The 24,976-nt window shown below is 42.4% G+C and carries 29 protein-coding genes and 1 tRNA gene; 22 read left to right on the top strand and 8 right to left on the bottom strand.

The window, feature by feature from the left end; genetic code table 11:
* Positions 1 to 6 precede the first annotated feature (6 nt).
* Both C0979_RS09035 and C0979_RS09030 read left to right on the top strand, forming a co-directional pair.
* Positions 7 to 1,026 (top strand): coiled-coil domain-containing protein, encoded by a 1,020-nt coding sequence (locus C0979_RS09035; RefSeq protein ID WP_101695652.1) that lies wholly within the window; start codon positions 7 to 9, stop codon positions 1,024 to 1,026.
* 83 nt (positions 1,027 to 1,109) lie between these two features.
* Positions 1,110 to 1,574: an alpha amylase C-terminal domain-containing protein gene (locus tag C0979_RS09030; RefSeq protein WP_101695651.1), complete on the top strand. Its 465-nt coding sequence runs from the start codon at positions 1,110 to 1,112 to the stop codon at positions 1,572 to 1,574.
* Positions 1,575 to 1,768: 194 nt separating this feature from the next.
* On the opposite strand, the gene C0979_RS09025 is transcribed toward C0979_RS09030, so the two are convergent.
* Positions 1,769 to 1,839: transfer RNA gene (locus tag C0979_RS09025), tRNA-Trp, on the bottom strand.
* Between the two features lie 163 nt (positions 1,840 to 2,002).
* On the opposite strand from C0979_RS09025, the gene C0979_RS09020 reads away from it, so the two are divergent.
* Entirely contained in the window at positions 2,003 to 2,470 is a 468-nt protein-coding gene (locus tag C0979_RS09020; protein ID WP_101695688.1) for an HAD family hydrolase, read from the top strand.
* A gap of 148 nt (positions 2,471 to 2,618) precedes the next feature.
* Here the strand turns inward: C0979_RS09020 and C0979_RS09015 are convergent, their stop codons facing one another.
* Positions 2,619 to 2,975 (bottom strand): hypothetical protein, encoded by a 357-nt coding sequence (locus C0979_RS09015; RefSeq protein ID WP_101695650.1) that lies wholly within the window; start codon positions 2,973 to 2,975, stop codon positions 2,619 to 2,621.
* A gap of 194 nt (positions 2,976 to 3,169) precedes the next feature.
* Between C0979_RS09015 and C0979_RS09010 the strand changes: the two genes are divergently transcribed.
* Positions 3,170 to 4,378 (top strand): dicarboxylate/amino acid:cation symporter, encoded by a 1,209-nt coding sequence (locus tag C0979_RS09010; RefSeq protein ID WP_101695649.1) that lies wholly within the window; start codon positions 3,170 to 3,172, stop codon positions 4,376 to 4,378.
* A 58-nt stretch (positions 4,379 to 4,436) separates the two neighbouring features.
* Here C0979_RS09010 and C0979_RS09005 read toward each other — a convergent pair whose 3' ends face one another.
* A complete protein-coding gene (locus tag C0979_RS09005) occupies positions 4,437 to 5,066 on the bottom strand; it encodes a TMEM164 family acyltransferase (RefSeq protein ID WP_101695648.1) in 630 nt (209 codons plus the stop codon).
* A gap of 208 nt (positions 5,067 to 5,274) precedes the next feature.
* Between C0979_RS09005 and C0979_RS09000 the strand changes: the two genes are divergently transcribed.
* The 6 genes from C0979_RS09000 (at position 5,275) to C0979_RS08975 (ending at position 11,666) form a co-directional block, all read left to right on the top strand.
* The gene (locus C0979_RS09000) at positions 5,275 to 5,727 is read left to right on the top strand and encodes a GNAT family N-acetyltransferase (protein WP_101695647.1); all 453 of its coding nucleotides are present in this window, start codon (positions 5,275 to 5,277) and stop codon (positions 5,725 to 5,727) included.
* Positions 5,728 to 6,174: a D-aminoacyl-tRNA deacylase gene (gene dtd / locus C0979_RS08995; RefSeq protein WP_101695646.1), complete on the top strand. Its 447-nt coding sequence runs from the start codon at positions 5,728 to 5,730 to the stop codon at positions 6,172 to 6,174.
* Positions 6,175 to 6,403: 229 nt separating this feature from the next.
* The gene (locus tag C0979_RS08990; protein ID WP_101695645.1) at positions 6,404 to 6,904 is read left to right on the top strand and encodes a MarR family winged helix-turn-helix transcriptional regulator; all 501 of its coding nucleotides are present in this window, start codon (positions 6,404 to 6,406) and stop codon (positions 6,902 to 6,904) included.
* 26 nt (positions 6,905 to 6,930) lie between these two features.
* Positions 6,931 to 9,243 (top strand): ABC transporter ATP-binding protein, encoded by a 2,313-nt coding sequence (locus C0979_RS08985; RefSeq protein WP_101695644.1) that lies wholly within the window; start codon positions 6,931 to 6,933, stop codon positions 9,241 to 9,243.
* A gap of 1 nt (position 9,244) precedes the next feature.
* The gene (locus C0979_RS08980) at positions 9,245 to 11,059 is read left to right on the top strand and encodes an ABC transporter ATP-binding protein (protein ID WP_101695643.1); all 1,815 of its coding nucleotides are present in this window, start codon (positions 9,245 to 9,247) and stop codon (positions 11,057 to 11,059) included.
* Between the two features lies 1 nt (position 11,060).
* Positions 11,061 to 11,666, top strand: coding sequence for an HD domain-containing protein (locus C0979_RS08975; RefSeq protein ID WP_101695642.1), 606 nt, complete (start codon positions 11,061 to 11,063; stop codon positions 11,664 to 11,666).
* A 93-nt stretch (positions 11,667 to 11,759) separates the two neighbouring features.
* On the opposite strand, the gene C0979_RS08970 is transcribed toward C0979_RS08975, so the two are convergent.
* Together C0979_RS08970 and C0979_RS08965 are read right to left on the bottom strand one after the other, a co-directional pair.
* Positions 11,760 to 12,020, bottom strand: a complete 261-nt coding sequence (locus C0979_RS08970) for a spore coat protein (RefSeq protein WP_101695641.1) — start codon at positions 12,018 to 12,020, stop codon at positions 11,760 to 11,762.
* Between the two features lie 16 nt (positions 12,021 to 12,036).
* Positions 12,037 to 12,219, bottom strand: a complete 183-nt coding sequence (locus C0979_RS08965) for a hypothetical protein (RefSeq protein ID WP_101695640.1) — start codon at positions 12,217 to 12,219, stop codon at positions 12,037 to 12,039.
* A 243-nt stretch (positions 12,220 to 12,462) separates the two neighbouring features.
* On the opposite strand from C0979_RS08965, the gene C0979_RS08960 reads away from it, so the two are divergent.
* Positions 12,463 to 13,431, top strand: a complete 969-nt coding sequence (locus C0979_RS08960) for a dipeptidase (RefSeq protein ID WP_101695639.1) — start codon at positions 12,463 to 12,465, stop codon at positions 13,429 to 13,431.
* Positions 13,432 to 13,531: 100 nt separating this feature from the next.
* On the opposite strand, the gene C0979_RS08955 is transcribed toward C0979_RS08960, so the two are convergent.
* Positions 13,532 to 14,752 (bottom strand): argininosuccinate synthase, encoded by a 1,221-nt coding sequence (locus C0979_RS08955; RefSeq protein ID WP_101695638.1) that lies wholly within the window; start codon positions 14,750 to 14,752, stop codon positions 13,532 to 13,534.
* 257 nt (positions 14,753 to 15,009) lie between these two features.
* On the opposite strand from C0979_RS08955, the gene C0979_RS08950 reads away from it, so the two are divergent.
* A complete protein-coding gene (locus C0979_RS08950) occupies positions 15,010 to 15,306 on the top strand; it encodes a hypothetical protein (RefSeq protein ID WP_101695637.1) in 297 nt (98 codons plus the stop codon).
* Positions 15,303 to 15,905 carry a LysO family transporter gene (locus C0979_RS08945; protein WP_101695636.1) on the top strand — a complete coding sequence of 201 codons (603 nt, stop codon included), beginning with the start codon at positions 15,303 to 15,305 and terminating at the stop codon, positions 15,903 to 15,905. The genes C0979_RS08950 and C0979_RS08945 overlap by 4 nt, the downstream gene beginning before the upstream one ends.
* Positions 15,906 to 15,949: 44 nt before the next feature.
* Here the strand turns inward: C0979_RS08945 and C0979_RS08940 are convergent, their stop codons facing one another.
* Together C0979_RS08940 and C0979_RS08935 are read right to left on the bottom strand one after the other, a co-directional pair.
* Positions 15,950 to 16,510: an NUDIX hydrolase gene (locus tag C0979_RS08940; protein ID WP_101695635.1), complete on the bottom strand. Its 561-nt coding sequence runs from the start codon at positions 16,508 to 16,510 to the stop codon at positions 15,950 to 15,952.
* Positions 16,511 to 16,531: 21 nt separating this feature from the next.
* Entirely contained in the window at positions 16,532 to 16,861 is a 330-nt protein-coding gene (locus C0979_RS08935; protein WP_101695634.1) for a DUF1648 domain-containing protein, read from the bottom strand.
* A gap of 188 nt (positions 16,862 to 17,049) precedes the next feature.
* Between C0979_RS08935 and C0979_RS08930 the strand changes: the two genes are divergently transcribed.
* The 9 genes from C0979_RS08930 to C0979_RS08890 all read left to right on the top strand — a co-directional run bounded on the left by C0979_RS08930 (position 17,050) and on the right by C0979_RS08890 (position 24,971).
* Entirely contained in the window at positions 17,050 to 17,385 is a 336-nt protein-coding gene (locus tag C0979_RS08930; RefSeq protein WP_101695633.1) for a PadR family transcriptional regulator, read from the top strand.
* Positions 17,378 to 18,715: a permease prefix domain 1-containing protein gene (locus C0979_RS08925; protein WP_101695632.1), complete on the top strand. Its 1,338-nt coding sequence runs from the start codon at positions 17,378 to 17,380 to the stop codon at positions 18,713 to 18,715. Before C0979_RS08930 ends, C0979_RS08925 begins: the two co-directional genes overlap by 8 nt.
* Before the next feature lie 159 nt (positions 18,716 to 18,874).
* Positions 18,875 to 19,915 carry an N-acetyl-gamma-glutamyl-phosphate reductase gene (argC, locus tag C0979_RS08920; RefSeq protein ID WP_101695631.1) on the top strand — a complete coding sequence of 347 codons (1,041 nt, stop codon included), beginning with the start codon at positions 18,875 to 18,877 and terminating at the stop codon, positions 19,913 to 19,915.
* 18 nt (positions 19,916 to 19,933) lie between these two features.
* The gene (locus tag C0979_RS08915) at positions 19,934 to 20,377 is read left to right on the top strand and encodes a GNAT family N-acetyltransferase (protein ID WP_101695630.1); all 444 of its coding nucleotides are present in this window, start codon (positions 19,934 to 19,936) and stop codon (positions 20,375 to 20,377) included.
* A 30-nt stretch (positions 20,378 to 20,407) separates the two neighbouring features.
* The gene (gene argJ, locus C0979_RS08910) at positions 20,408 to 21,631 is read left to right on the top strand and encodes a bifunctional glutamate N-acetyltransferase/amino-acid acetyltransferase ArgJ (protein ID WP_101695629.1); all 1,224 of its coding nucleotides are present in this window, start codon (positions 20,408 to 20,410) and stop codon (positions 21,629 to 21,631) included.
* Between the two features lie 36 nt (positions 21,632 to 21,667).
* Positions 21,668 to 22,567 carry an acetylglutamate kinase gene (gene argB, locus C0979_RS08905; protein ID WP_101695628.1) on the top strand — a complete coding sequence of 300 codons (900 nt, stop codon included), beginning with the start codon at positions 21,668 to 21,670 and terminating at the stop codon, positions 22,565 to 22,567.
* Positions 22,568 to 22,571: 4 nt separating this feature from the next.
* On the top strand, positions 22,572 to 23,747 hold the full coding sequence (locus tag C0979_RS08900; RefSeq protein WP_101695627.1) for an aspartate aminotransferase family protein: 1,176 nt from the start codon (positions 22,572 to 22,574) through the stop codon (positions 23,745 to 23,747).
* A 57-nt stretch (positions 23,748 to 23,804) separates the two neighbouring features.
* Positions 23,805 to 24,236, top strand: a complete 432-nt coding sequence (locus C0979_RS08895) for a DMT family transporter (protein WP_101695626.1) — start codon at positions 23,805 to 23,807, stop codon at positions 24,234 to 24,236.
* 66 nt (positions 24,237 to 24,302) lie between these two features.
* Positions 24,303 to 24,971, top strand: a complete 669-nt coding sequence (locus tag C0979_RS08890) for a ComEA family DNA-binding protein (RefSeq protein ID WP_101695625.1) — start codon at positions 24,303 to 24,305, stop codon at positions 24,969 to 24,971.
* Positions 24,972 to 24,976 lie beyond the last annotated feature (5 nt).

Genomic DNA, 24,976 nt, shown 5'->3' with positions numbered 1-24,976 from the left:
AACAGTATGAAGGGACACTTAAAACGGTTACAGAAGACGGTATTTGCCGGCACATGTGTACTTGCTTTACTTTGCCCGATGACAATTGTTCATGCGGATGAGTTGGACAATATGGAAACCCAGTCCTCTGATTTACAGAGTGAATTGGACAATGTAAATAATGAGCTTCTTGAAATCGGGGGCCAGATTGCAGACAATGAAGTACAGATGGAAGCAATTGATGGTGAGATTGAGAAGACTCAGGAGCAGTTGTTGATTGCGAAGAATAATGAAGAGCAGCAGTATGAAGATATGAAGCTGCGGATTCAGTATATTTATGAAAACAGCGGAGAATCCATGTTGGGAATGATTTTCTCAGCAGAGAGTATGGCAGATTTCATCAATAAGGTTGATTTCATTACTACGGTCAATGACTACGACAGAGATATGCTGACAGATTTGCAGACGCTTCGGAAAAATATTGAAAATGAAGAGAAGCATCTGAAGGAGCAGCAGCAGGCATATGTAGATTTGGAAAATGACCTGACCCAAAAAGAGGCAGAGTTAACAGCTAAGGCGTCGGAGGCATCCACTGATTTGGCATCTTTGTCTGCGAAGATTGAAGAACTGAAGGCTCAAAAAGCGGCAGAGGCGGCAAGAAAAGAGGCTGAGAAGCTTCAGGCCAATAATTCCGGGAACGCAGGATCTTCCGGAAATGGAGGCGGTTCAGGAAGCAGTGGTTCTTCCGGCAGCGGTAAATATAATTATCCATCTGGTCCGGGACAGCTGAATCCGTTTGTAGGAGTGGTTTATTTTAACGGACATAAAGAAACCTATTATTCACAAAGAGTATTGCCGGGGCATGGATTGAACATTCCAGGACGCCATGTGGCGGATGACGGAACCATTCGTGATATTAATAATTATCTGTGTCTGGCAAGCAGTGATCATCCAAAGGGAACGAAGGTGGAGACATCTTTGGGAACGGGAATTGTGTATGATTCCGGATGTGCCAGTGGAGTGATTGATATTTATACAGACTGGTAGGGTTTCAGAGAAGAAAAGAAGATAAGAGAAGAAGCAGCTTTCTGTTTCCGGTGGAATGACCGGGAACAGGAAGCTGCTTTTATATGTTTTATTTCATGGGGAATGAGATTGCACAATTTAGAGAATGGGATGAAAAGAGAGAACAGGATTGGGGTATTATTAAATATCCAGAACACGATTCTTTTGCACGATACATGAAAGACCTTAATTTTGCTTATCAGAATAATCCTGCATTATATGAATTGGATTACGAAAAAGATGGATTTATATGTGGAGACTATCATCAGGAAGAAACGTGTGTTTATGTTTATGAGAGAAGATGTAAAAAACAGCGATTCTTAGTATTACTTACTTTTTTCGATAAAAAGCAGGAATATGAGTTGAACAGAGGTGATATAAAGCGTTTGAAACTGATTTTGGCAAGCAATAACGAGATTTATGGTGGTGATAAAAAGTATAAGAGGGAGAAAGTTGTTAAGAGGATTAAAGGAAAGTTAAATATTGAAATAGGTTCATTTACTGGCATAATATTTGAAATAGTAGAATGATTTTTGATATGAAAAGATGAAACGTCCAGCTTTCTGAAGAGATTGTAATAAAGAAAAATTAATATTGAAGTGTTAGGGCATGTAGAAATTAGTCTATGTGCTCGAATTGAAATCATATGAGGGAGTACTGTTTATTTTCTCACAAAAAAAGCCTTAAAACAGCGATTTTACGCAGTTCTTAAGGCTTTTTAAAGCAGGGGATGAGAGAATCGAACTCCCGCCAAAGGTTTTGGAGACCCCTATCATACCACTTGACCAATCCCCTGTATCAAGTGTGTGCTGTATCGCACTAGATATTTATACCATATAAACACAGAAAATGTCAAGGGGTTTATGAGTATTTTTTGTAGAAGTCTTAACTTGATTTTTATTTCAGAAATGTTTACTATGGAAACAGAAAGTAGAAAGAGAAACAGAAGGTGAAAAAAGTGATTATTGATATACCGGGATACCAAGTATTGGAATTAGATACGTTGTTAGTGGACTACAATGGAACGCTTGCTGTCGATGGAGAGATACGAACCGGAGTGAAGGAACGGATCAATCAATTAGCGAAGCGGTTATCCGTATATGTGCTGACGGCTGATACACATGGGACAGCCAGGCAGAAGTGTGAAGGGCTTAAAGCAGAGGTGTATACATTTCCAGAAGGGAGTGCGCTTGAGGCAAAGCATCAGATTTTGAAAAAGCTTGGAGAGCAGCATTGTGTCTGTATTGGAAATGGGAGGAATGATGTGAAAATGCTTCGAGATGCGATGCTTTCCATTGCAGTTATGGATCGGGAAGGCGTTTATGCCGGGCTTATGAGGGAGGCGGATCTCTGTGTGAATTCCATAGAGGACGGATTGGATCTTCTTCTTTATCCAAAGCGATTGATTGCCGGGTTAAGAGGATAGAAAACAATTGAAACGTTTAGAGAAGATGAATGGATAATACATAGTTAGCTATGAAATATATTACCGGATTTTAAGAAAAAGACTGTGGCAGAGAGGACGAGAGGATACAATAAACTCCCGATTCCTGCTACAGTCTTTTTATTTGTGATTAAGAAATAGTCTGGCCAGTGTATTTTTCCAGATCTTCTGTAAATTTCTGGATTTGGATATCCAAAGATTTTTGATCCGCATCCGTTAAAGAGGTCAGAAGATGGGATAAATCTGTCTGAATCTGAGCTGGGTTATAAGGAATCTCCAGCGCGAAATCACTGAACGCACGGATTTTTTGAAAATACATAGCGGTGTCCGGTTCTTCCTGTCCATTTCTGCACATGTGGTACATGGATACGCAGTCGGTAGCTTCGATCTCGGTACATTCTTTGCAAATCCATTTTCCAAGATAATAATAATGTCCGTTTACTTCATATAAGAAGCCGGGCAGTTTTAACAATGTGTCAAGTGTCATAATCCTACCTCCTTACGACGCTGCAAATGATGTATGCGCCTATCTGTTACCACAGTAGCAAAGAGGACGAAAAAATGCAAGCTATCCATAATGATTTTTCAACAGGAATTTTTAGTGTAAAAGTTTTAGTGGCATACACTTTAATGATGTGATATACTAACTAATTAAAGGAATAGACGAAAGAGGAGATGAATATGAAAAAGAAAAAATTAAGCATGCCTGTCAAGACGATGATAGGCCTTGCATTTGGTGTGGCAGCTGGACTTGCGCTGCAGAATCATGCAGAACTTGCAAAGGCGTATATTGGCCCCTTTGGAACACTGTTTTTAAATTGTATCAAAATGATTGTGGTACCGATGGTATTTTCATCGATCATTGTTGGTGTATGTGGGATTGGAGATGCGAAAAAGATTGGAAGAATCGGTGGAAAAACGATGCTTTATTTCTTGTGTACAACAGCCTGTGCGGCAACATTGGGAGTGCTGGCATCGAATATTCTGGATATTGGAAAAGGATTTGAGATTGCAGGAGATGTGGCGGAGGTGACGATTCCGGAGAATCCGGGGATCATCAATACGCTGATTAATATTATTCCTGCGAATCCGATTCAATCATTGGCAAATGGTGAGATGCTTCAGATTATTGCATTTGCCATTATTATTGGCGGCGGTATTATGATGATCGGAGAAAAGGGGAAACCAATTTACCGTGCATTTGATTCATTGGCGGAAGCGATGTATGCGATTACAGGGGTGATTATGAAATTTACTCCGATAGCAGTGTTTGCGCTGATTGCGCCAATTGTTGCGGAAAACGGTTTGAAAGTATTGCTGCCTTTGATCAGCGTGGTGTTGGCAGTTTATGGAGTGTGTGTGCTTCATGCATTGATTGTATATTCCACATCCGTAAAAATATTTTCCGGAATCGGACCGAGAGAATTTTTCCGGAAATCTGCGGAGGCGATCGTGTTTGCATTTACGTCAGCAAGCAGTTCCGCAACCCTTCCATATTCGATGAAGTCGGCGGAAGATTTGGGCGTGTCCGAACCGGTGCGTTCCTTTGTACTGCCGCTTGGGTCTACAATTAATATGGATGGAACCGCAATTTATCAGGGAATCTGTGCGTTGTTCATTGCGAATGTGTATGGAATTGAATTGACATTGGTACAGCAAATCACAATTGTATTGACTTGTACTTTCGCATCTGTGGGCGCTGCGGGAATTCCGGGATCAGCCATGGTTATGCTGTCTATGGTATTGCAGTCGGTAGGAATACCGTTGGAAGGAATTGGACTGGTGGCAGGAATTGATAGGATTACGGATATGGCGCCAACCGCAACGAATATTACCGGAGATATTGCATGTTCGGTTGTGGTAGGGGCGAGTGAAAAAGAGTCGGAATAGTTTTGAATTGTAGTCGGGGACGGAGTTTTTTGCAAAAGAACACGTCCCCGATGATCATTTACTTGGCCCATTTTTTCCACATCATGTGGAAAACCCCTGCGCCAACAGGGATAGAAAGTAGATAACTCCAAATGCCAATGGAATTTCCGAATTGTTTAGTGATTTCTGAAAATACGACCTGTGTCATTGGATAGTGTGGGCTGATGTAGAACATATTGAGATCTCCGTATTGGCATAGAGTGAGATTGAAAAGTGTAGCAGTCCCACATAGTCCCGCATAGAGAAGAGTGCCGCCTAAATAACCGGATAAAGAGTAATCAGCCTGGCGCGTCAGTCCGGCGGTGATACCGATCAGGATCATCAGGATATGCCACAGGAAAGAATGGAAGGTTAAAGGAGCATAGTCATAATGCATGCCACTGGTGTCAAAGAATGCGAATATTCCGGCCAGAAGACAGTAATCCATCAGAAAAGTGAGAAGTATCTGATGCAGGTGTGGATATTTTTGGTTTGAAATGACAGGCAAAATGAGGCAGATATACATAGGGATACTGCACAGCTGAAATGGGAAATACCACCAGTCGTAAGCTCCTTGGTTGATCAGGAAGGTGAGGGTTAATTGTTTCCAAATTTCACTTGCGGCCATCAGGATACCGCAGGTAAAAAAGAATGTCCGAAATTTTTTCATTTTTTAAATTCTCCTAGTATAAAGTGTATCTGATTTTGGATTTATTATACACCGGGATGCATTCATATGCTATAATACGGATGTTGTCTGAATGTACGCAGATGAAAAGGAAATGTATTGATTTTACTGCGGTTATTTTGGCATGGTTTTCGGAATGAAGGCGATGAATATTTAAGGATAAAAAGAAAAAAGGAAGGGGGAATCAACAATGATTCGAGAGATCAAAAAAGAAGATCGGCAGTTATATATGGAAATGTCGGAGGAATTTTATAATTCTGAAGCAGTGCTGCATTCGATTCCAGAATCATATCGGGAGGCAGCGTGGGAGGAAATGATGCGTTCCGAAGAATATGCAAAAGGATATATTTTGGAAAAAGATGGAGAGCCGGCGGGGTATGGATTAACCAGTTATACCTTTTCGCAAGAGGCTGGGGGAAAGGTCGTGTGGTTAGAGGAACTGTATATTCGACCACAGTTCCGTTGCCAGGGTCTGGGAAAAGAATTTTTCACCTATGTGGATGAAAAGATTGCGCCGACGGTAAAGCGGATTCGTTTGGAAATTGAGCCGGATAACTTAAGGGCAAAAAAGCTATATCTTGCAATGGGATATGAAGACCTTGCTTATGCACAGATGGTCAAAGAAGTACAGGAGGGAAAATAGATGCGTTTTGTGATTCAAAGAGTAAAGGAAAGTGAAGTTAGAGTTGATGGAGAAGTGCTTGGGAGTATTGGAAAAGGATTTATGGTGCTGATTGGAGTCAGCAATTCCGATACAAAAGAGATTGCTGATAAAATGATCAAAAAAATGCTGGGGCTGAGAATATTTGAAGATGAGCAGGGGAAGACCAATCTGTCTTTGGATACTGTGGGTGGAAGTCTGCTTTTGATTTCTCAGTTTACACTGTATGCAAACTGCAAAAAAGGAAATCGACCAAGCTTTATCGAGGCTGGGGCTCCGGGGATGGCAGAAGAGATGTATGAATACATTATTGAAAAATGTAAAGAGCAGGTAGAAATGGTAGAACGTGGACAATTCGGAGCAGATATGAAAGTAAGTCTGATAAATGACGGACCATTTACAATCATTTTAGATTCAGATAATTTATAAAGGGACAGGGTGAACCGCCATCGGGGACGGAGTTTTTTTAAAATGTACACGTCCCCGATGGCGGTTGTTGCTTTCCTATCTAATTAATTTCTTGTAAAATATCCCAATTAATTCTTAAATAATCATAAATTCATTGACACATATTGTGATAATTACTAATATAATAGTTAGACTTCTAATTGATTTTAAAATTGAGTCTGATTTTGGAAATATTGACAGGAGGGATGATATGAACGGAATGCAGGATACGTCAGTTTTTTTGTTGCTCCATCAGATTTTACATTTGAGTAAATATCAGGCAATGAAGCGGATGGAAGCTTTGGATTTGAAGCCAAGCCAAGCGGGTATCTTATTTTTGCTGAATAAGCATGAAGGGATTTCGCAGCGGGAGCTGGCGGAAAAGATCGGAATTACACCGCCGTCGATGACGGTAGCGCTTAAGAAACTGGAGAGCCGGGAATACATCTTGCGAAAGCCGGATCAGGAGGATCAGCGGATTGTAAGGATTTATCTGAAAGAGAAAGGAATCCAGTGTGTAGAAGCCTTAGAAAATATATTAAAAGAGATGGAGGACCTTCTTCACCATGGAATGTCTGTAGAAGAGCGCCTGTTGTTTCGGCGGCTTACCATGCAGATGCGGGATAATCTGTTCGCATCAAAAGACTTAAAGGGCATGGATCTTTGTGCTTTGATGAAAGAGACCAGACATTCCGGCAGGCATGGATTTTAGAGAAAACTTAGGAAAGGAAGCAGAATATGAAGAAATTGTTTCGATTTTTAAAGCCGTATTCAGGTTCTGTACTTATGATTCTGATGGTGCTGATGGTGCAGGCATATTGTGATCTGTCTTTACCGACGTATACATCGGATATCGTAAATGTTGGAATCCAGCAGAGCGGAATTACGGAAAAAGTACCAGATGAAATTGCGAAGGAGGATTTGGAGCATCTGCTTTTGTTTGTGCCGTCTGCGCAGCAGAAGACGGTGCGGGAGGCGTTTGAAGAAAGTCAAAAATCATATGATTATGATGGAAAAGTTCTTGCGTTAAAAGAGTCGGTAAAAGAAGAGCAGGAAGAAGAGCTGGCGTCTGTTTTGGCTGTACCTATGATGATGGTATCAGGAATTGATTCTGGAAGCGATACAGCAGTGCAGATGGAAGAAGAAATGCGTCAGAAGATGAAGGAACAGATGCAGGCAGCAGCCCAGGGGCAGATGCAGGCAGTGCCACAGGCTCAGATGCAGGCGGAAGTTCAGTCTCAGACAGAGACGAAACTGCCGGATGTAGACAGCATGACCTTGTATGAAATGATCGGTATGATGGATCCAAAGCAGAGGGACCCTATGATTGATCAGATGGAAGAACAGATGGCTAAGCTGCCAGAGACGATGACAGAGCAGGCAGCTACTGTCTATGTAAAGGCAGCATACGAGAATATTGGTCTTGATACAGGGAAAATGAGTTCTTCCTATATTATGCAGACCGGAGCGAAGATGCTGGGGCTGGCAGCGCTTGGAATGTTGGCAAGTATTCTCGTGGGATTGATGGCATCCAAGGTTGCAGCGGGGATCGGTCAGGGGCTAAGACGCGATGTATTCCGGAAGGTGGTTGGATTTTCCAATGCGGAATTTGATAAGTTCTCAACGGCCTCTTTGATTACGAGAAGTACCAATGACATTCAGCAGATTCAGCTTTTGATGGTTATGCTGCTTCGGATGGTTCTGTATGCGCCGATTATGGCAGCAGGCGGAGTGTGGAAAGTCTTTAATACAAATGTGGATATGTGTTGGATTATCGGCCTTGGAATTTTGATGATCCTATTGGTTGTCATTGCACTCTTTGTTTTGGTAATGCCTAAATTTGAGATTGTACAGAAACAGATTGACCGCCTGAATTTGGTCAGCAGAGAGATTTTAACGGGACTTCCGGTAATCCGAGCATTTGGAACGCAGGAATATGAGGAAGAAAGATTTGACGGCGCAAATAAAGATCTGACGAAGACGAACTTATTTGTAAATCGTGCGATGACGTTTATGATGCCGATGATGATGTTAATTATGAATGCAGTGACGGTACTGATCGTTTGGGTTGGCGGACACAGCATCAATGATGGAGCAATGCAGGTGGGAGATATGATGGCATTTATTCAGTATACCATGCAGATTATTATGTCCTTCCTGATGATTTGTATGATCTCTGTAATGCTCCCAAGAGCGGCGGTGTCAGCAGAGCGTGTGGATGAAGTCTTAAAGAGTCAGACGCTGATTCACGATCCAAAGGAAGCAAAAACATTTTCGGAAGAGGGAAAAGGAGAGGTTTGCTTTGATCATGTATCCTTCCGTTATCCGGGAGCAGAAGAATATGTGTTGGAGGATATTTCCTTTACTGCGAAACCAGGTGAGACAACGGCATTTATAGGGAGTACGGGAAGCGGAAAGTCGACGCTTGTAAATCTAATTCCCCGGTTTTATGATGTGACAGAAGGTAAGATTATGATTGACGGAGAAGACATCCGGGAAGTAACGCAGCATGATCTGCGGGAGAAGATAGGGTATGTTCCGCAGAAAGGAGTGCTATTCTCAGGAAATGTTGCGTCCAATATTCTGTATGGAAATCCAGACGGAACTCAGGAAGAGATGGAAGAGGCAGCTAAAATCGCTCAGGCAACAGAATTTATCGAGCACAAGAAGAAGCGTTATCAGAGTCCGATTTCCCAGGGTGGAGCCAATGTGTCCGGTGGGCAGAAGCAGCGCCTTTCTATTGCAAGAGCGATCGCAAAACATCCGGAAATCTATATTTTTGATGACAGTTTTTCCGCTCTTGATTACAAGACGGATGTGACGCTTCGGAAAGCGTTAAAAGAAAAGACAGCAGACAGTACGGTTCTGATTGTTGCACAGCGAATCAGTACGATTCTTCAGGCGGAACAGATTATTGTTCTGGATAACGGAAAAGTCGTTGGAAAAGGAACGCATAAAGAACTTCTGAAGAATTGCGAAGCATATTACCAGATCGCATCCTCTCAGTTATCGGAGAAAGAACTGGCAGAAGACTTAAAGGAGGTGGAATGATATGGCACCACATGGACATGGGAACGGCGGTGTTGCCGGAGAGAAAGCAAGAGACTTTAAGGGAACAATGAAGAAATTAATGAGTTATCTTGCAAATTATAAAATTGCGATATTCTTTGTGGCCGTATTTGCAGTGGGCAGCACCATCTTTAATATTGTAGGACCTAAGATTTTAGGAAAAGCGACTACGGAGATCTTCAACGGTCTGGTGGGCAAGGTTTCAGGGGGAAATGGAATCAATTTTGGAAAGATAGGACAGATTCTTCTTGGGCTTCTTTTCCTGTATTTGTGCAGCGCCTTGTTTTCGTTTGTTCAAGGCTATATTATGACGGGGATTTCACAGAAGCTGACCTATCGGATGCGGAAAGAAATTTCGGAAAAGATTAACCGCCTTCCGGTGAAATACTTTGATCAGATGACACATGGAGAGATTCTTTCCAGAATTACCAATGATGTGGATACTTTAAGTCAGAGTTTAAATCAGAGTGCAACGCAGGTGATTACGTCTGTGACTACGATCATCGGTGTGTTGGTGATGATGATTAGTATCAGTCCGTTGATGACACTGGCAGCGCTTCTGATTCTTCCGATTTCTATGGGATTTATTTCCGTGATTGTAAAGCATTCGCAGCGGTATTTTAAGAGCCAGCAGAAGTATCTGGGGCATGTCAATGGTCAGGTGGAAGAAATCTACAGTGGTCATAATATTGTAAAGGCATTTAATAAGGAAGAGGACGTGATCGCAGCGTTTGAGAAGGACAATGATATCCTCTATCAGTCAGCATGGAAATCACAGTTCTTTTCCGGTATGATGATGCCAATTATGCAGTTTGTAGGAAATCTGGGCTATGTGGCCGTGGTAATTCTGGGTGGTTATTTGGCAGTGAAGCGAACGATCGAAGTGGGAGATATCCAGTCATTTATTCAGTATGTGCGTCAGTTTACCATGCCGATTCAGCAGGTTGCCCAGGTGGCAAATATGCTTCAGTCCACAGCTGCCGCGTCAGAGAGGGTCTTTGAATTCCTGGAAGAAGAGGAAGAGGCACAGACGGCAGAACATCCGGTATCACCGGAAGGGATCGAAGGAAGCGTGGAATTTGAACATGTACACTTTGGCTATAATCCAGAGCATACCATTATCAACGATTTCAGTGCGAAGGTGGAACCGGGGCAGAAGATTGCAATTGTAGGTCCGACGGGAGCAGGAAAAACGACGATGGTGAAGCTTCTGATGCGATTCTATGATGTGGGAAGCGGGGCAATTAAAGTGGACGGACACGATATCCGTGATTTTAACAGAAGTGAGTTGAGAAAGATGTTTGGTATGGTCCTGCAGGACACCTGGCTTTTTAAGGGAAGTATTGAAGAAAATATTCGATACGGTAAGTTGGGTGCCACCCATGAGGAGGTCGTAGAAGCGGCAAAAGCAGCTCACGTGCATCGTTTTGTACAGACCCTTCCGGGGGGATACGAAATGGAATTAAATGAAGAAGCAAGCAATGTGTCTCAGGGACAGAAACAGTTATTAACGATTGCAAGAGCGATTCTTGCGGATCCTAAAATTTTGATTTTGGATGAGGCGACCAGTTCTGTGGATACCCGTACGGAGATTCGGATTCAGAAGGCGATGGATAATCTGATGCGCGGAAGAACCAGTTTTATTATCGCACACCGTCTGTCTACCATTCGGGATGCAGATTTGATTCTGGTGATGAAAGACGGAGATATTATTGAGCAGGGAAATCACGAAACATTGATTGCTCAGAATGGCTTCTATGCGGAACTATACAATTCACAGTTTGAAAGGAGCGCATAGGATGGAGCGGTTAGAGCAGCAGTTTGCATTTTTAAGAGAGATTGACAAAGAGAAAATGATAGGGCGGCAGACGTATCTTACCGATGCCGTCCGCAAGGAAAATGATGCGGAACATGCCTGGCATATGGCGATTATGACGCTGCTCCTTTCGGAGTATGCCAATGAAGAAATTGATGTGCTTCGGACGATTTCTATGCTGCTGATCCATGATATTGTAGAGATCGATGCAGGTGATACCTATGCGTATGATATGGAGGCGAAGAAGACCCAGAGGCAGCGGGAGGAACGGGCAGCAGAGAGGATCTTTGGGATGCTTCCCTCGGATCAGAGAGAGAAAATGCGTACGCTTTGGGAAGAGTTTGAAGCCTGTGAGACAAAGGAAGCTAAATTTGCCCGGTCTATGGACAATATACAGCCGATGATGTTAAATGCAGCTACCGATGGAAAAGCGTGGGAAGAGCATGAGGTGCGTTTGAGTCAGATTTTGAAACGGAATCAGCGAACCAAAGAAGGATCGGAGACGCTTTGGAAGTACGCAAAGGAAAATTTTATTGATCCAAATATAGAAAAGAAACGAATTGTGGATGATAGAAATAAAAAGGAATAAAGAGATTTGGTAAGATATAAGAAATACAAACAGCAGAATCACTTTCATGCCTAAAAAGGCGAAGAAAAAGATTCTGCTGTTTTTCTTATCTAGTTATTTCATGGAAAGTCCGGTTAATACGGATTTTACATGACTGATTTCCTGTTCAGATGCTTTAGCAGCAGGAACATAGTAGCTTTTTTCACGGGCAATCTGATAGAGTTTTTCCTGCGACATTTCACATTCGTTGCGCAGCTGTTTCAGACACTGCTTTAATTCTTTGTTTTCCGTCTGAGGAATCATTTCTCCGAAGCGGACCAGTTCTCCGTTGACGCTTGCCAGGGTGTCGGATACCATTGTTTTTTCATCTAACATATCAAGTTTCCTCCTCTTATAAAAATTTCATTAGATTTTGCTTGTTTTTCATAGCAGAATCCGCTGCGTCCTGAAAAAGTTTCTTCACTTCAGGATCTGTGGCGCAGGAAGCATAATCCTGCATTTTGCAGTGTGTAGTGTCATAGCCGCCGATTAAGTGGCGGAGATTCTGTAAGTCAAGTACGGATATTTCAGACATGGTACATTCCTCCTTTATTTTCATTGATACATGTCAATACAAAAATATTATTTCGGAAATGAAGAAAAAATATACAGGAGTTTTTTGACATTTTCTTTTGTAAAATTTTTGAATAGATACAGAAAGATACAGATTCCCTCTTGTGAACTAGTGTAGTATACTGAATTTAGAGAATTCAGACGGTGTGATAGGTTTGGAAAAATGTAAATGATGTGATTAACGAAGATACGAAGGAGGAGCACGATGAAGCTGATTGATTTGCATTGTGACACGATTGGAAAATTGATGGATCAGAAAGATGCAGGAGATCTTATGACAAACCGGCATAGTATCAGTATTGAGCATATGGAAAAAGCCGGTACAAAAGCACAGTTTTTTGCATGTTTTACTTGTTTTGGAAATTATGAGAATGGAAATGGATATGAGGATGCGTATCAAAGAGCAGAGCAGATGATCGCTTATGCGAAAGAACAGTTTGAGATCTACCAGAGCAGGATACGCCTGGCTCATTCCTGGCAGGAGATTGCCGAAAATGCAGAAGATGGCAAGATTTCTGCTATTTTGACGATCGAAGAGGGAGGCGTTTTAAATGGCCGGATGGAACGGCTTACAAGCCTGTACCAGGAAGGGGTGCGGCTGATGACATTGATGTGGAACTATGAGAACTGCCTGGGACATCCAAACAGCCGGGATGCGGGAATGATGGAGAAGGGGCTGACGCCATTTGGAATCGAGACAGTAACAAGGATGGGAGAACTGGGAATGATTGCGGACGTTTCTCATGCTTCCGACGGAACTTTTTGGGACATTTTAAAATATGCAAAAGGGCCAGTAGTGGCCTCTCATTCTAATTGCCGCAATTTGTGTAACCATCCAAGGAATCTGACAGATGAAATGATCCGGGCTCTTGCAGAGCAGGGCGGTGTTGCCGGTCTTAACTTTTTTGGACCGTTTTTGGGAACTACAAAAGAATCTAAAATTGAGGAAATGACAGCCCATATTCTGCATATGATTCAAGTGGGTGGAAGTGAATTTCCGGCGATTGGAACAGATTTTGACGGGATTGACGGGCTGGAACGACTGGATATCCCGAATGCATCGGCGATGGAACTTTTGTGGGAGGCGCTGGAGAAGAAAGGATTATCCAAAGGACAGCTTGATAAGATCTGGGGAGAAAATGTAGAACGAGTGCTGCGCGAAGTCTTAGCATAGCGTATTTGAAAGAATGACAGATAAAGCAAGAAGGGGCTTACAGTTATGAGAAACGGTAAGCCCCTTCTTTAGAGAATTATTTATTGGGGTTTATACATTTTTATTTGCCTTCTACTTCTGCCATTTTCATTGCACGAACCTTTAATGGCAGACCAAACAGATTGATGAATCCGTCTGCATCGTGGTGATCATAGAGATCGCCAGTTGTAAAGCTTGCCAAAGACTCACTATACAGAGAATATGGAGATGTGGTTCCGGCTTTGATAATATTGCCTTTATAGAGTTTGAATTTTACTTCACCGGTCACGTATTCCTGTGTACTTTCGATAAATGCCTGTACAGCTTCACGAAGTGGAGTAAACCATTTTCCTTCGTATACGATCTGAGAAAGTTTATTGCCCATTTCTTCCTTTACTTCATAGGTTGCGCGATCCAATACCAGTTCTTCTAACTGCTGATGTGCCTCGTAGAGGATAGTTCCGCCAGGAGTCTCATATACGCCACGGGATTTCATACCAACTACACGGTTTTCGACGATATCACAGATACCAACACCGTGCTTTCCACCAAGTTCATTGAGCTTGCGGATGATATCGGAAACTTTCATTTCTTCACCATTGATACTCTTAGGAACACCTTTTTCAAAGGTCATCGTCACATATTCTCCTTCGTCCGGAGCTTTTTCCGGAGTTACCCCAAGAACCAAAAGATGATCATAGTTTGGTTCGTTTGCAGGATCCTCCAGTTCCAGTCCTTCGTGACTGATGTGCCACAAGTTACGGTCACGGCTGTAGCTGTGGCTTGCGTCGAATGGAAGATCGATTCCATGTGCTTTGCAGTACTCAATTTCTTCTTCACGGGAGTTCATGGTCCATACATCGGTCATACGCCATGGAGCGATGATTTTGATGTCCGGAGCCAGCGCTTTGATTCCCAGTTCAAAACGGATCTGGTCATTTCCTTTTCCGGTAGCGCCGTGGCAGATGGCAGTAGCGCCTTCTTTTCTTGCAATCTCAACGAGACGTTTTGCAATAGCCGGACGTGCCATGGAAGTTCCGAGTAAATATTTGTTTTCATAAACGGCGTGTGCCTGTACGCAAGGAACGACGTAATTATCACAGAAATCGTCAACGATGTCTTCGATATATAATTTGGAAGCGCCGGATAATTTTGCACGCTCTTCCAGTCCGTCTAATTCTTCCTCCTGACCGCAGTCTACGCAGCAGCAGATTACTTCGTAATCAAAATTTTCTTTGAGCCATGGAATAATGGCTGTGGTGTCCAGTCCTCCGGAATACGCTAATACAACTTTCTCTTTCATATGTTTATCCTCCTCAAATCTATCTTTGATTTTATTTTGTTTGTTTCAATGCAAGACATACTATACACCACAATTCATAAATATGCAAGATAAAATTGTAAAAAAGTTTAAAATATGCAAAATATACAAATGATGTGTATAAAAAAGAGGAGCTATGAGGGGATGTATAGTAGTTTATGGGCATGATTTGTAGGGATTTACTTTGTCAGTAGGCCATGATATAATTAAAAGTAATGCGCTAAGTAAAGGAGGGGCTTATGGAGGCTTTAATCATTATGTGTCTCGGTATTCTCGCTGGGCGTTTTCTGATACCAAAGCGTGCAAAAAAAGGGAATGAGTGGTTTTCTCTTGGCTGCACGTTCCTTCTGATTCTTTGTATGGGTGTAAAGCTAGGAAGAGATGACAATTTTATAAACGATTTATCTTCGTTGGGATTATCAAGCTTATTATTTTTTCTAATTCCAACTGTTTTATCAATTCTCATAGTTTTTGTTTTAACAAAAAAGTTTATGAAAAAGAGAAAAGGTGATCAAGAACAAGAGGTGGATAAATGATTATTGTATTTATGATTTTAGCATTAGGGATTGGTTTGGTTTATGGAATGTCTGGTATTGAATTAACTGCTTTAAATATGATAACGGAAAACACGGATATAGTATTATACATTTTGATGTTTTCTGTCGGCATCAGTATCGGAATGCAGAGAGGAATCTTTTCAAAAATAAAAGAGTATCATATGAAAATCTTTATCATTCCGATCGGAATTATTGTCGGATCTTTCGTGGGAGGAGTTATCTGTTCCTTGATTCTGGAAATACCGATTGGTTATGGGACGGCGATCACCAGTGGCTTGGGCTGGTATAGTTTGGCAGGTGTTACGATTAGTGGGTTAGCCAATGTGGAGATGGGTAGCATTGCTTTTATGAGTAATCTTATGCGAGAGATGTTTTCCTTTATTTTGATTCCATTTCTTGCAGTTCACTTTAATTACTATACATGTATTGCCCCGGCAGGAGCTACCAGTGAAGATACTACTTTGCCGGTTATGTTGAAATATACAAATGAAGAAACGGTTGTTTTGTCCGTTTTTAATGGCGTGATATGTTCATTTATGGTTCCTATTTTGATTTCTTTTTGCCTGAATATGGTTTAATTAAATCTTTTTCGATATATAAAGAGCGTATTTTTTACCTTGGTTCATTTTTTACATAACTTTGAATAAATACGCTCTACAAACCATGCTTCTGTGGATTTTTCGCTGATTTCATCTGCTTTGATCCATTCGATCTGGCTGTTTTCATCGGCTTTGATCCGAAGGGGTGCATCTGTACTGGCTTCTAATAAATATGTTATATTCAAATGTAAATGGGAGGGAATGTATATTCCCTTTTTTTCGTGTCCGGAAACCGGCAATATTTCAAGAGAAAATATATCTTCTGAGACGAAGCGAACATCTGTCAGTCCGCTTTCTTCCTCAATTTCTTTCAGAATCACCTGCTTTAAATCTGCATTCCCATCCGCATGCCCCCCAAGCCATGCGAAGGACTGATAAATATTGTGATAAGCCATTAAAACTTTTTGACGGTCTTCATTTACAATCCATGCAGATACTGTAAAATGAGCATTCTTATTTTCACGTGTCAAAATATGTTTCGATTCGTAAAGGTGCCGCAAAATTTCTTCTTTGTCTTTTTCTTCCTGTTCGTTATAAGGCTGGTATTTTTCAATCTGTTTTTTTAACTGCTCAAGGTCTTCCAAAGTTATTTCCTCCTGAAAATTTTAAATAAATGAAGCATAAATAATATAAATTTCCGTGACTGTAATAATCCCCAAAACTCCGTCTATCATAAGATTATATGAAACATCTGTTAAAAATGTTTTGGAGTGAGTCAGGAAATATTTGATTTTTTCTGTTCCACTTAGGATAGTAATGAAAAGTGATAGTGCTGGAAAAAGAAAAATTTCGAGTTTACTTCCAAAATCATCTGCGATTCCATTTGCAAAATGCACAGGGATTATTTGCGGCAGGAAGAACACGCTGATTACGGCCAATAAAATACCAATGCTGCAAATAGTCCATGTCAATTTTTGGCTTCCAATCCATTTCATAAAAATTCCTTCTTTCTTTTGTGACTTCCTGTTATATATGAAATTATATTCCTTCTTCCTAGGTTTGTATATAGAATTTTCTTGAATTGAGATCTGTGAAAAATGGGTTGACATATATAGACGATCTATGTATTATAAAAATATGATATATAGATCATCTATACAATATAAGAAAGAGGTGAAAGGGCATGGCAATTGATAGAAGCTTGTTGTCGGGAAGCAATGGAATGCTTCTTTTGAAACTTTTGGAGGAAAAAGACCTATATGGATATGAGATGATTGAGATGCTCCGGGAACGTTCTATGAATGTGTTTGAATTGAAAGCCGGAACACTCTATCCGATTCTTCACAAATTAGAGGAGCAAAGATGTGTGGAGACCTATGAGAAAGAAGTAGCGGGAAAGGTACGGAAGTATTACCGGATTACCAAAGAAGGAAAAAAGCAGCTGAAGGCAAAAACAGAAGAGTGGAATGAATACTCTAAGGCGGTAAGTCAGGTACTGGGAGGTGCATTTTGTGGATAGAAAAGGGTATCTGGAAGTATTAGAGGAGCAGATTCGCTGCAAAAAAGCGATTCCGTTCATCCAAAAAGAGTTAGAGGACCATATCGAGGATCAGAAGATGGCTTATCTAGCTAGTGGTATGACTGAATATGAGGCAGAAGAAGCTGCTGTAGAACAGATGGGAGATCCGGTTGCGGCGGGGATGGAACTGGATCAGGTTCACAGACCGAAGATGGCATGGGGGATGATTGGACTTGCAGGAGCTCTCTACTTTGCTGGTTTTCTTGTACGTTTTCTGGTAGAAGCTGCACTGGGAGTTGATTTTTTGTCAGCGAAAGTGGGGGCTTCCTATTTATTTAGTTTTATGATTATGATAGGTGTATGTTTTTGGGATTACAGCAGGATTGGAAAGTGGGCAAGAGAGTTGACCATTCTGGCATCAGTCGTGCTGGTTTTGGGAATTGGCTTTGGTGGAAATGTAATCAATGGAAGCAGCGGGTGGGTTTCGCTGGGAGGAATTGTGACTGTCAATGTGCGGATCTTAATTTTTCTGATGATACCCTTGTACGCAGCAGTGCTGTATCAGTACCGTGGACAGGGATATGGTTCGATTGGAAAAGGACTTTTGTGGACGGTTCCGCTCGTACTTCCGGCAATTGCCTGCGGAAGCTTTTACCTGGTTCTGTGGATGATGCTTTTGTGTCTTTTGATTTTGGTTTACGCAGTGAGCAGGGGATGGTACCAGATTAAGAAGAAAAGAACAATAGGAGGTCTGGCGCTTATGGGGTGCTTGTTACCGTCTCTTTCGGTAGGATATCTTTGGGTATTTGGTGCGACATATCAGAAAGAACGGGCATTGGCAATTTTGTCTCCATTTCATTCAGAGACGAATGAAACCGTACGCTTTTTTCGGACGGTGGTTTCCGACAGCCGATTTGTGGGAGGCAGCACAGAGGCAATCAACATGCTGGCTTCCGGGGAGAGAACGGAGGATCTTTTGACTTATCTGTTGTCTTTTTACGGTATTTTGGTTACCGTTCTTTTGGTTGGAATGATGGCGGTGCTTTTGGGGGTACTTTTTCATCATGCGGCAAGGCAGAAGAATCAGCTGGGAAGAATGATGGGATTTGCATGTATGGTGGTGCTGGCGCGGCAGATTCTTGTGTATACGGCAGGATGCTTGGGATTAACAGTGCCCCAAAATGTATACTGTCCATTCTTAGGAAGCGGTGGAAGTGGTGCGCTAATGACTGGGGTACTGCTTGGGATATTGCTTAGTATTTATCGGTATCAGAATGTGATTTCAGATGTGAAAATTCGGAAAAAGAGTCGGCAGCAGACAACAGAATAAAAGTAGAAACAAAAAACGAAAAATAATCTTAAGAAAAATACTTGCATATTATACATCGTTGGTGTATAATTATGCAAGTATTTTAGATTATGCACATGCATATAAGCATGAGAGCAGTAGAAAGTTTCAGAAAATTGGGTTATCTTAGGAGGTAATACAATGATAAAAGCAGGGATTATTGGTGCGACTGGCTATGCAGGAGCGGAGCTGGTAAGAATTTTGAACGGACATAAGGAGGTAGAGATTGTATGGTATGGTTCGAGAAGTTATGTGGACCAGAACTATGCAGATGTTTACCGGAATATGTTTCAGATTGTAGATGCAAAATGTATGGATGATAATATGGAAGCGCTTGCAGATCAGGTGGATGTTATTTTCACGGCGACGCCTCAGGGATTCTGTGCATCCATGATGAATGATGCCATTATGTCAAAGGCGAAGATCATTGATTTAAGTGCTGATTACCGAATCAAAGATGTGGCGGTCTATGAGAAATGGTATGGGATTAAGCATGAGAGTCCTCAGTATATCGAGGAAGCGGTATATGGTCTTAGTGAGGTAAACCGGGAAATGATTAAACATGCAAGATTACTGGCAAATCCGGGGTGTTATACAACCTGTTCCATTCTAACTGCGTATCCGCTGGCAAAAGAAGGAGTAATCGATATGAGTACATTGATTATCGATGCAAAATCAGGCACTTCTGGAGCTGGAAGAGGCGCAAAGCTTCCGAATCTCTACTGTGAGGTTAACGAAAATATTAAGGCATATGGAGTGGCATCTCACAGACATACGCCGGAGATTGAAGAACAGCTTGGGATTGCAGCAGGGGAGCCGGTGACGTTAAACTTTACGCCTCACTTAATCCCGATGAACAGAGGGATTCTGGCAACGGAATATGCGACGTTAAAAAAACAGGTCACTTACGAGGAAGTCAAAGCCATTTATGACCAGTATTATCAGAAGGAAACGTTCGTCAGGGTACTGGAAAAGGGTGTTTTCCCGGAGACCAAATGGGTAGAAGGAAGCAACTATGTAGATATTAATTTCCAGATTGATCCAAGAACCAATCGGATTATTATGATGGGAGCCATTGATAATCTAGTAAAGGGGGCAGCAGGTCAGGCGGTTCAGAATATGAATCTGATGTTTGGATTTTCAGAGAATGAGGGATTGAATATGGTTCCTATGTTCCCATAAAAGGAGGGGAGGACGCAGATGGTAAGACAAATGAAAATCGAAGATTATGACCAGGTGTATGCATTATGGAGGAAAATTCGTGGATTTGGAATCCGGAGTGTGGATGATTCCAAAGAGGGCGTAGCAAGATTCTTAAGAAGAAATCCAGATACCAGTGTGGTAGCTGTGGAGGAGGATCAGATTGTAGGAGCAATTCTATGCGGGCACGATGGGCGAAGAGGCTGTCTTTACCATGTATGCGTGGATCCTGACTGGAGGATGCGCGGCATTGGAAAGGCGATGGTGGTTTATGCAATGGAAGCGCTGAAGAAGGAAGAGATCAATAAGGTGTCTCTCATTGCATTTACACAGAATGATATTGGAAATGCATTCTGGAAGGAAATCGGCTGGACGAAGCGCGAGGATTTGAATTATTATGATTTTACTTTAAATGAAGAAAATATTACGGCATTTATTCAATAATCAAAGATTAGAAAAAAGGATGGGATGAATATGAAACAGATCGCAGGTGGCGTAACAGCAGCAAAAGGATATGAAGCGGCAAGTACCGCAGCAGGAATCAAATACCAGAACCGTACCGACATGGCAATGATTTACAGTCAGGTTCCATGTGTGGCAGCGGGAACCTTTACGACCAATGTAGTAAAGGCTGCTCCGGTTAAGTGGGATCAGCAGGTAGTAAAGAGCGGGGCAAAAGTTCAAGCTGTCATTGTAAACTCAGGAATTGCCAATGCATGTACTGGATCAGAAGGCTTTGGGTATTGTAAGGATACAGCGGATGCGGCAGCTGCGGCGCTTGGTATCTCGGCGGCTGGAGTACTGGTTGGATCTACGGGAGTCATCGGAAAGCAGATTCCGATTGAAAAGCTGACAGCAGGTGTTGCAGAACTGGCAAAGAAAAAGCAGGCTACGTTAGAAAGTGGACAGGAAGCAGCAAAGGCCATTATGACAACGGATACGAAAGAAAAGGAATTGGCCGTAGAAATTGAGGTTGCAGGAAAGACAGTGACCATCGGAGGGATGGCAAAAGGATCTGGTATGATCCATCCGAATATGTGCACCATGCTTGCTTTTATTACAACGGATGCGGTGATTTCTAAAGAGACACTTCAGAAGGCATTGAGCGAAGATGTGGATGATACATATAACATGATTTCTGTGGATGGAGATACTTCTACGAATGATACCGTGCTTCTTTTGGCAAATGGGATGGCAGAAAATGAGGAAATCATTTATGGAAGTGAAGCGTACGAAACGTTCAAAGAGGCGCTTCATGTGATCAACGAGTATCTGGCGAAAAAAATTGCAGGAGACGGAGAAGGTGCAACTGCGTTGTTTGAAGTAAAAGCAGTGGGATGTGAGAGTAAGGAACAGGCAAAAATTCTGGCTAAATCTATCGTATGTTCCAATTTGACCAAGACGGCGATTGCCGGACATGATGCCAACTGGGGACGGATCTTGTGCGCGATGGGATATTCTGGAGCGCAGTTTGATCCGGAGCAGGTAGATCTTTTCTTTGAAAGTGCAGCCGGTAAGATCCAAATTATTGAAAACGGAACAGCAGTCAACTATAGTGAGGCGGAAGCAACGAAAATATTATCCGAGCCGGAAGTGACGGCCATTGCCGATGTGAAGATGGGAGAGGAGACGGCAACAGCATGGGGATGTGATCTGACCCATGGATATATCGAGATTAATGCAGATTACAGAAGCTAGGTGAGAAAAGTTCAGGAAAGAAGGAGTGACAGGAAGATGGATCAGAATATGCAGAAATATCTGGATAAGGCAGAAGTGCTGATTGAAGCACTTCCTTATATCCAAAGGTTTAACCGGAAGATTATTGTAGTAAAGTACGGCGGAAGCGCTATGGTAGATGAGAATCTAAAAGAGCAGGTAATCAAGGATGTAACCCTTCTAAAGCTAGTAGGATTTAAACCGATTATTGTCCATGGCGGAGGGAAAGAAATCAGTCGCTGGGTTAGCAAGGTGGGTATGGAGCCGAACTTTGTCAATGGACTTCGTGTTACCGATGCAGAGACTATGGAACTGGCAGAAATGGTGCTTGGAAAGGTCAATAAGGAATTGGTTCAGCTGGTGGAAAGTCTAGGCGTTCGAGCGATTGGAATCAGCGGAAAAGACGGAAAGCTTTTGACGGTGGATAAAAAATATGCAGACGGAGAAGATATTGGATTTGTAGGAGAGATTAAGAAAGTAAATATCCAGATTCTATATGATCTGCTGGAGAAGGACTTTCTTCCAATTATTTGTCCGGTGGGTCTTGATGACGATTACAATACGTATAATATTAATGCAGACGATGCAGCATGCGCTATCGCAAGGGCGATGAGGGCGGAAAAGCTTGCGTTTCTGACGGATATCGAAGGGGTGTATAAAGATCCAAAAGATCCGGCTACCTTGATTTCTGAACTGACGGTATCGGATGCAAGAAAACTGATGGATGAGGGCTATATTGGCGGTGGAATGCTTCCGAAGCTTCACAACTGTATCGATGCGATTGAAAACGGGGTGTCCAGAGTTCATATTTTGGACGGTCGGATTCCGCATTGTCTGCTTCTTGAGATTTTTACCAATAAAGGAATTGGAACGGCGATCTTAAATGACGGGGCACAGCAATTTTATTATGGAGAGTAAGAACATGAATCAATATATGGAAGAAACGAATGGTGGGCTGGTTCACACTTATAACCGGTTTCCGGTAGTACTGGATCATGGAGAGGGGGTATATCTCTATGACACAGATGGGAAAAAGTATCTGGATTTTGCGGCAGGAATTGCAGTGTCCGGTCTTGGGTACAGCAATGAAGAGTGGAAAGAAGCTCTGAAAGAGCAGATTGATCATCTGGTTCATACCTCGAATCTGTATTACAATACTACCTGTGGAAAAGCAGCCGGACTTTTAAAGAAGGCCAGCCGGATGGATCGGGTATTTTTTACCAACAGTGGGACAGAAGCCATAGAAGGAGCGCTGAAAGCGGCGAGAAAATATGCATGGGCAAAAGGGACGGGAAGATATGAATTTATTGCTATGACAAATTCTTTTCACGGACGAAGCATGGGAGCATTGTCGGTGACGGAACATGAAGCGTATCGGACCCCTTTTGAGCCATTGATTCCGGGTGTGAAATTTGCTGTGTTTAATGATCTTGACAGCGTAAAAAAACTGGTGACAGAGAAGACTTGTGCGATCATTCTGGAGCCAATACAGGGCGAGGGAGGAATCAATTTAGCCACGCCTGAATTTATGGAAGGAATCCGTGCATTGTGCGATGCGGAAGGAATCTTAATGATCTGTGACGAGATTCAGTGTGGGATGGCAAGAACCGGCGCCATGTTTGCATGGCAGAAATATGGTGTAAAGCCGGATATTCTGGCGATGGCAAAAGCGATTGGAAGTGGTGTTCCGGTAGGAGCCTTTGCTATGACGGAAGAAGTGGCGGAGTATTCGCTAAAGCCGGGAGATCATGGAACGACTTATGGGGGGAACCCTTTGGTGTGTGCGTCTGTTGCCAAGACACTGGAAATCTATGAACGGGAGCAGATGACGGAGCATGTGAAAGAGGTAGGTGCGTATTTAACAGAAAAATTAGATGCGCTGGTGCAGGAATCTGACAGGGTTTTGGAACGCCGGGGAACAGGCCTGATTCAGGGAATCCGGCTGAATGGACCGGTAGGAGATGTGATTCAGGAAGCATTAAAAGAAGGATTACTGATTATTAGCGCGAGAAGCGATGTGATTCGGATGGTTCCGCCGCTTGTGATTAAGAACAGGCATATCGATGAAATGATTCGGATTTTACAAAAGGTACTGTAGACATAAAAGTCCAATCATTGGATATACTATCTACAAGAATGTAGGAGGTATGATCTGATGATTGGATTTTTGATTGCTTTGCTTTCCGGAGCTTTGATGAGTGTACAGGGAGTGTTTAATACACAGGTGACGAAGACGACGGGAATGTGGGTCAGTAATGGATGGGTACAGTTTAGCGCGTTTCTTTTGTGTCTGGCGGCGTGGCTGGTTGCCGGAAGAGATTCGATATTGACGCTTACGAAGGTGGAACCGAAATACGTGCTGCTGGGAGGCGTCATTGGCGCAGGTATTACCTGGACTGTGATTAAGAGTATGGAGCAGTTAGGACCTGCAAAAGCGGCGCTTCTTATTGTGATTTCTCAATTGATAGTGGCTTATTTGATTGAACTATTTGGGCTGTTTGGTGTGGATAAAGAGCCTTTGGAATGGCGGAAGGTGATCGGTATGGTGATTGCCCTGATTGGAGTTGCAATTTTTCAATGGAAATAGTACAATACTTTTACTAGGCATAAACAGGGTGTTTGCAGTTCCGACAGACTGTAAAGGAGTAAGATTATGCGTAGGAAAAGTAAGAAATATTATATGATAATGTCCGTGGCAGTATTGACCGTTTGTGGAATGTTTTTCTTTGGTTGTGCCGGAGAATCAGACAAGAGAGAAAGCATAACGCCGATTGAGGTTTCGGAGGAACAGAAAGATACGGAAGAAAAGAAGGCAGAAAAAGAGAAGGCAGAAGAAGAGATCGAAAATCAGGGAAAAGAAAGCGTTGTCTATGTACATGTATGTGGACAGGTCAATGTCCCTGGAGTCTATGAGCTGCCGGAAGGAAGCCGGATTTATGAAGCGGTTGCGGCAGCAGGAGGCATGACAAATCAGGCGGCAGGGGAGCGTTTAAATCAGGCGGCGGCAGTCGAAGATGGGCAGCAGATCTATGTGCTGTCAAAGGAAGAGGCTGCCAAGGATGCAGAGTCTGCAGGGGGAGAAGCTGGTGTTTTGGATGCGTCTATACCGGGAATGCCTCAGGCAGAAGACGGTAAGGTGAACTTAAATACAGCGACGGCAGAGGAACTAATGACGCTAAGTGGAATCGGAGAGGCAAAAGCGGAAGCCATTCTTCGCTATCGGGAAGAACACGGAGGATTTCAGAAAGTAGAAGAACTGATGGAAGTAGAAGGCATCAAAGAGGGCGTATTTCATAAGATTAAAGAACAGGTAAAGATATGATTGGT

This window comes from Dorea phocaeensis, assembly GCF_900240315.1.
Lineage (GTDB): Bacteria > Bacillota > Clostridia > Lachnospirales > Lachnospiraceae > Dorea_B > Dorea_B phocaeensis.
The sequence above is the reverse complement of the archived record's forward strand: the minus strand, read 5'-3'. Positions and strand labels throughout refer to the sequence as shown.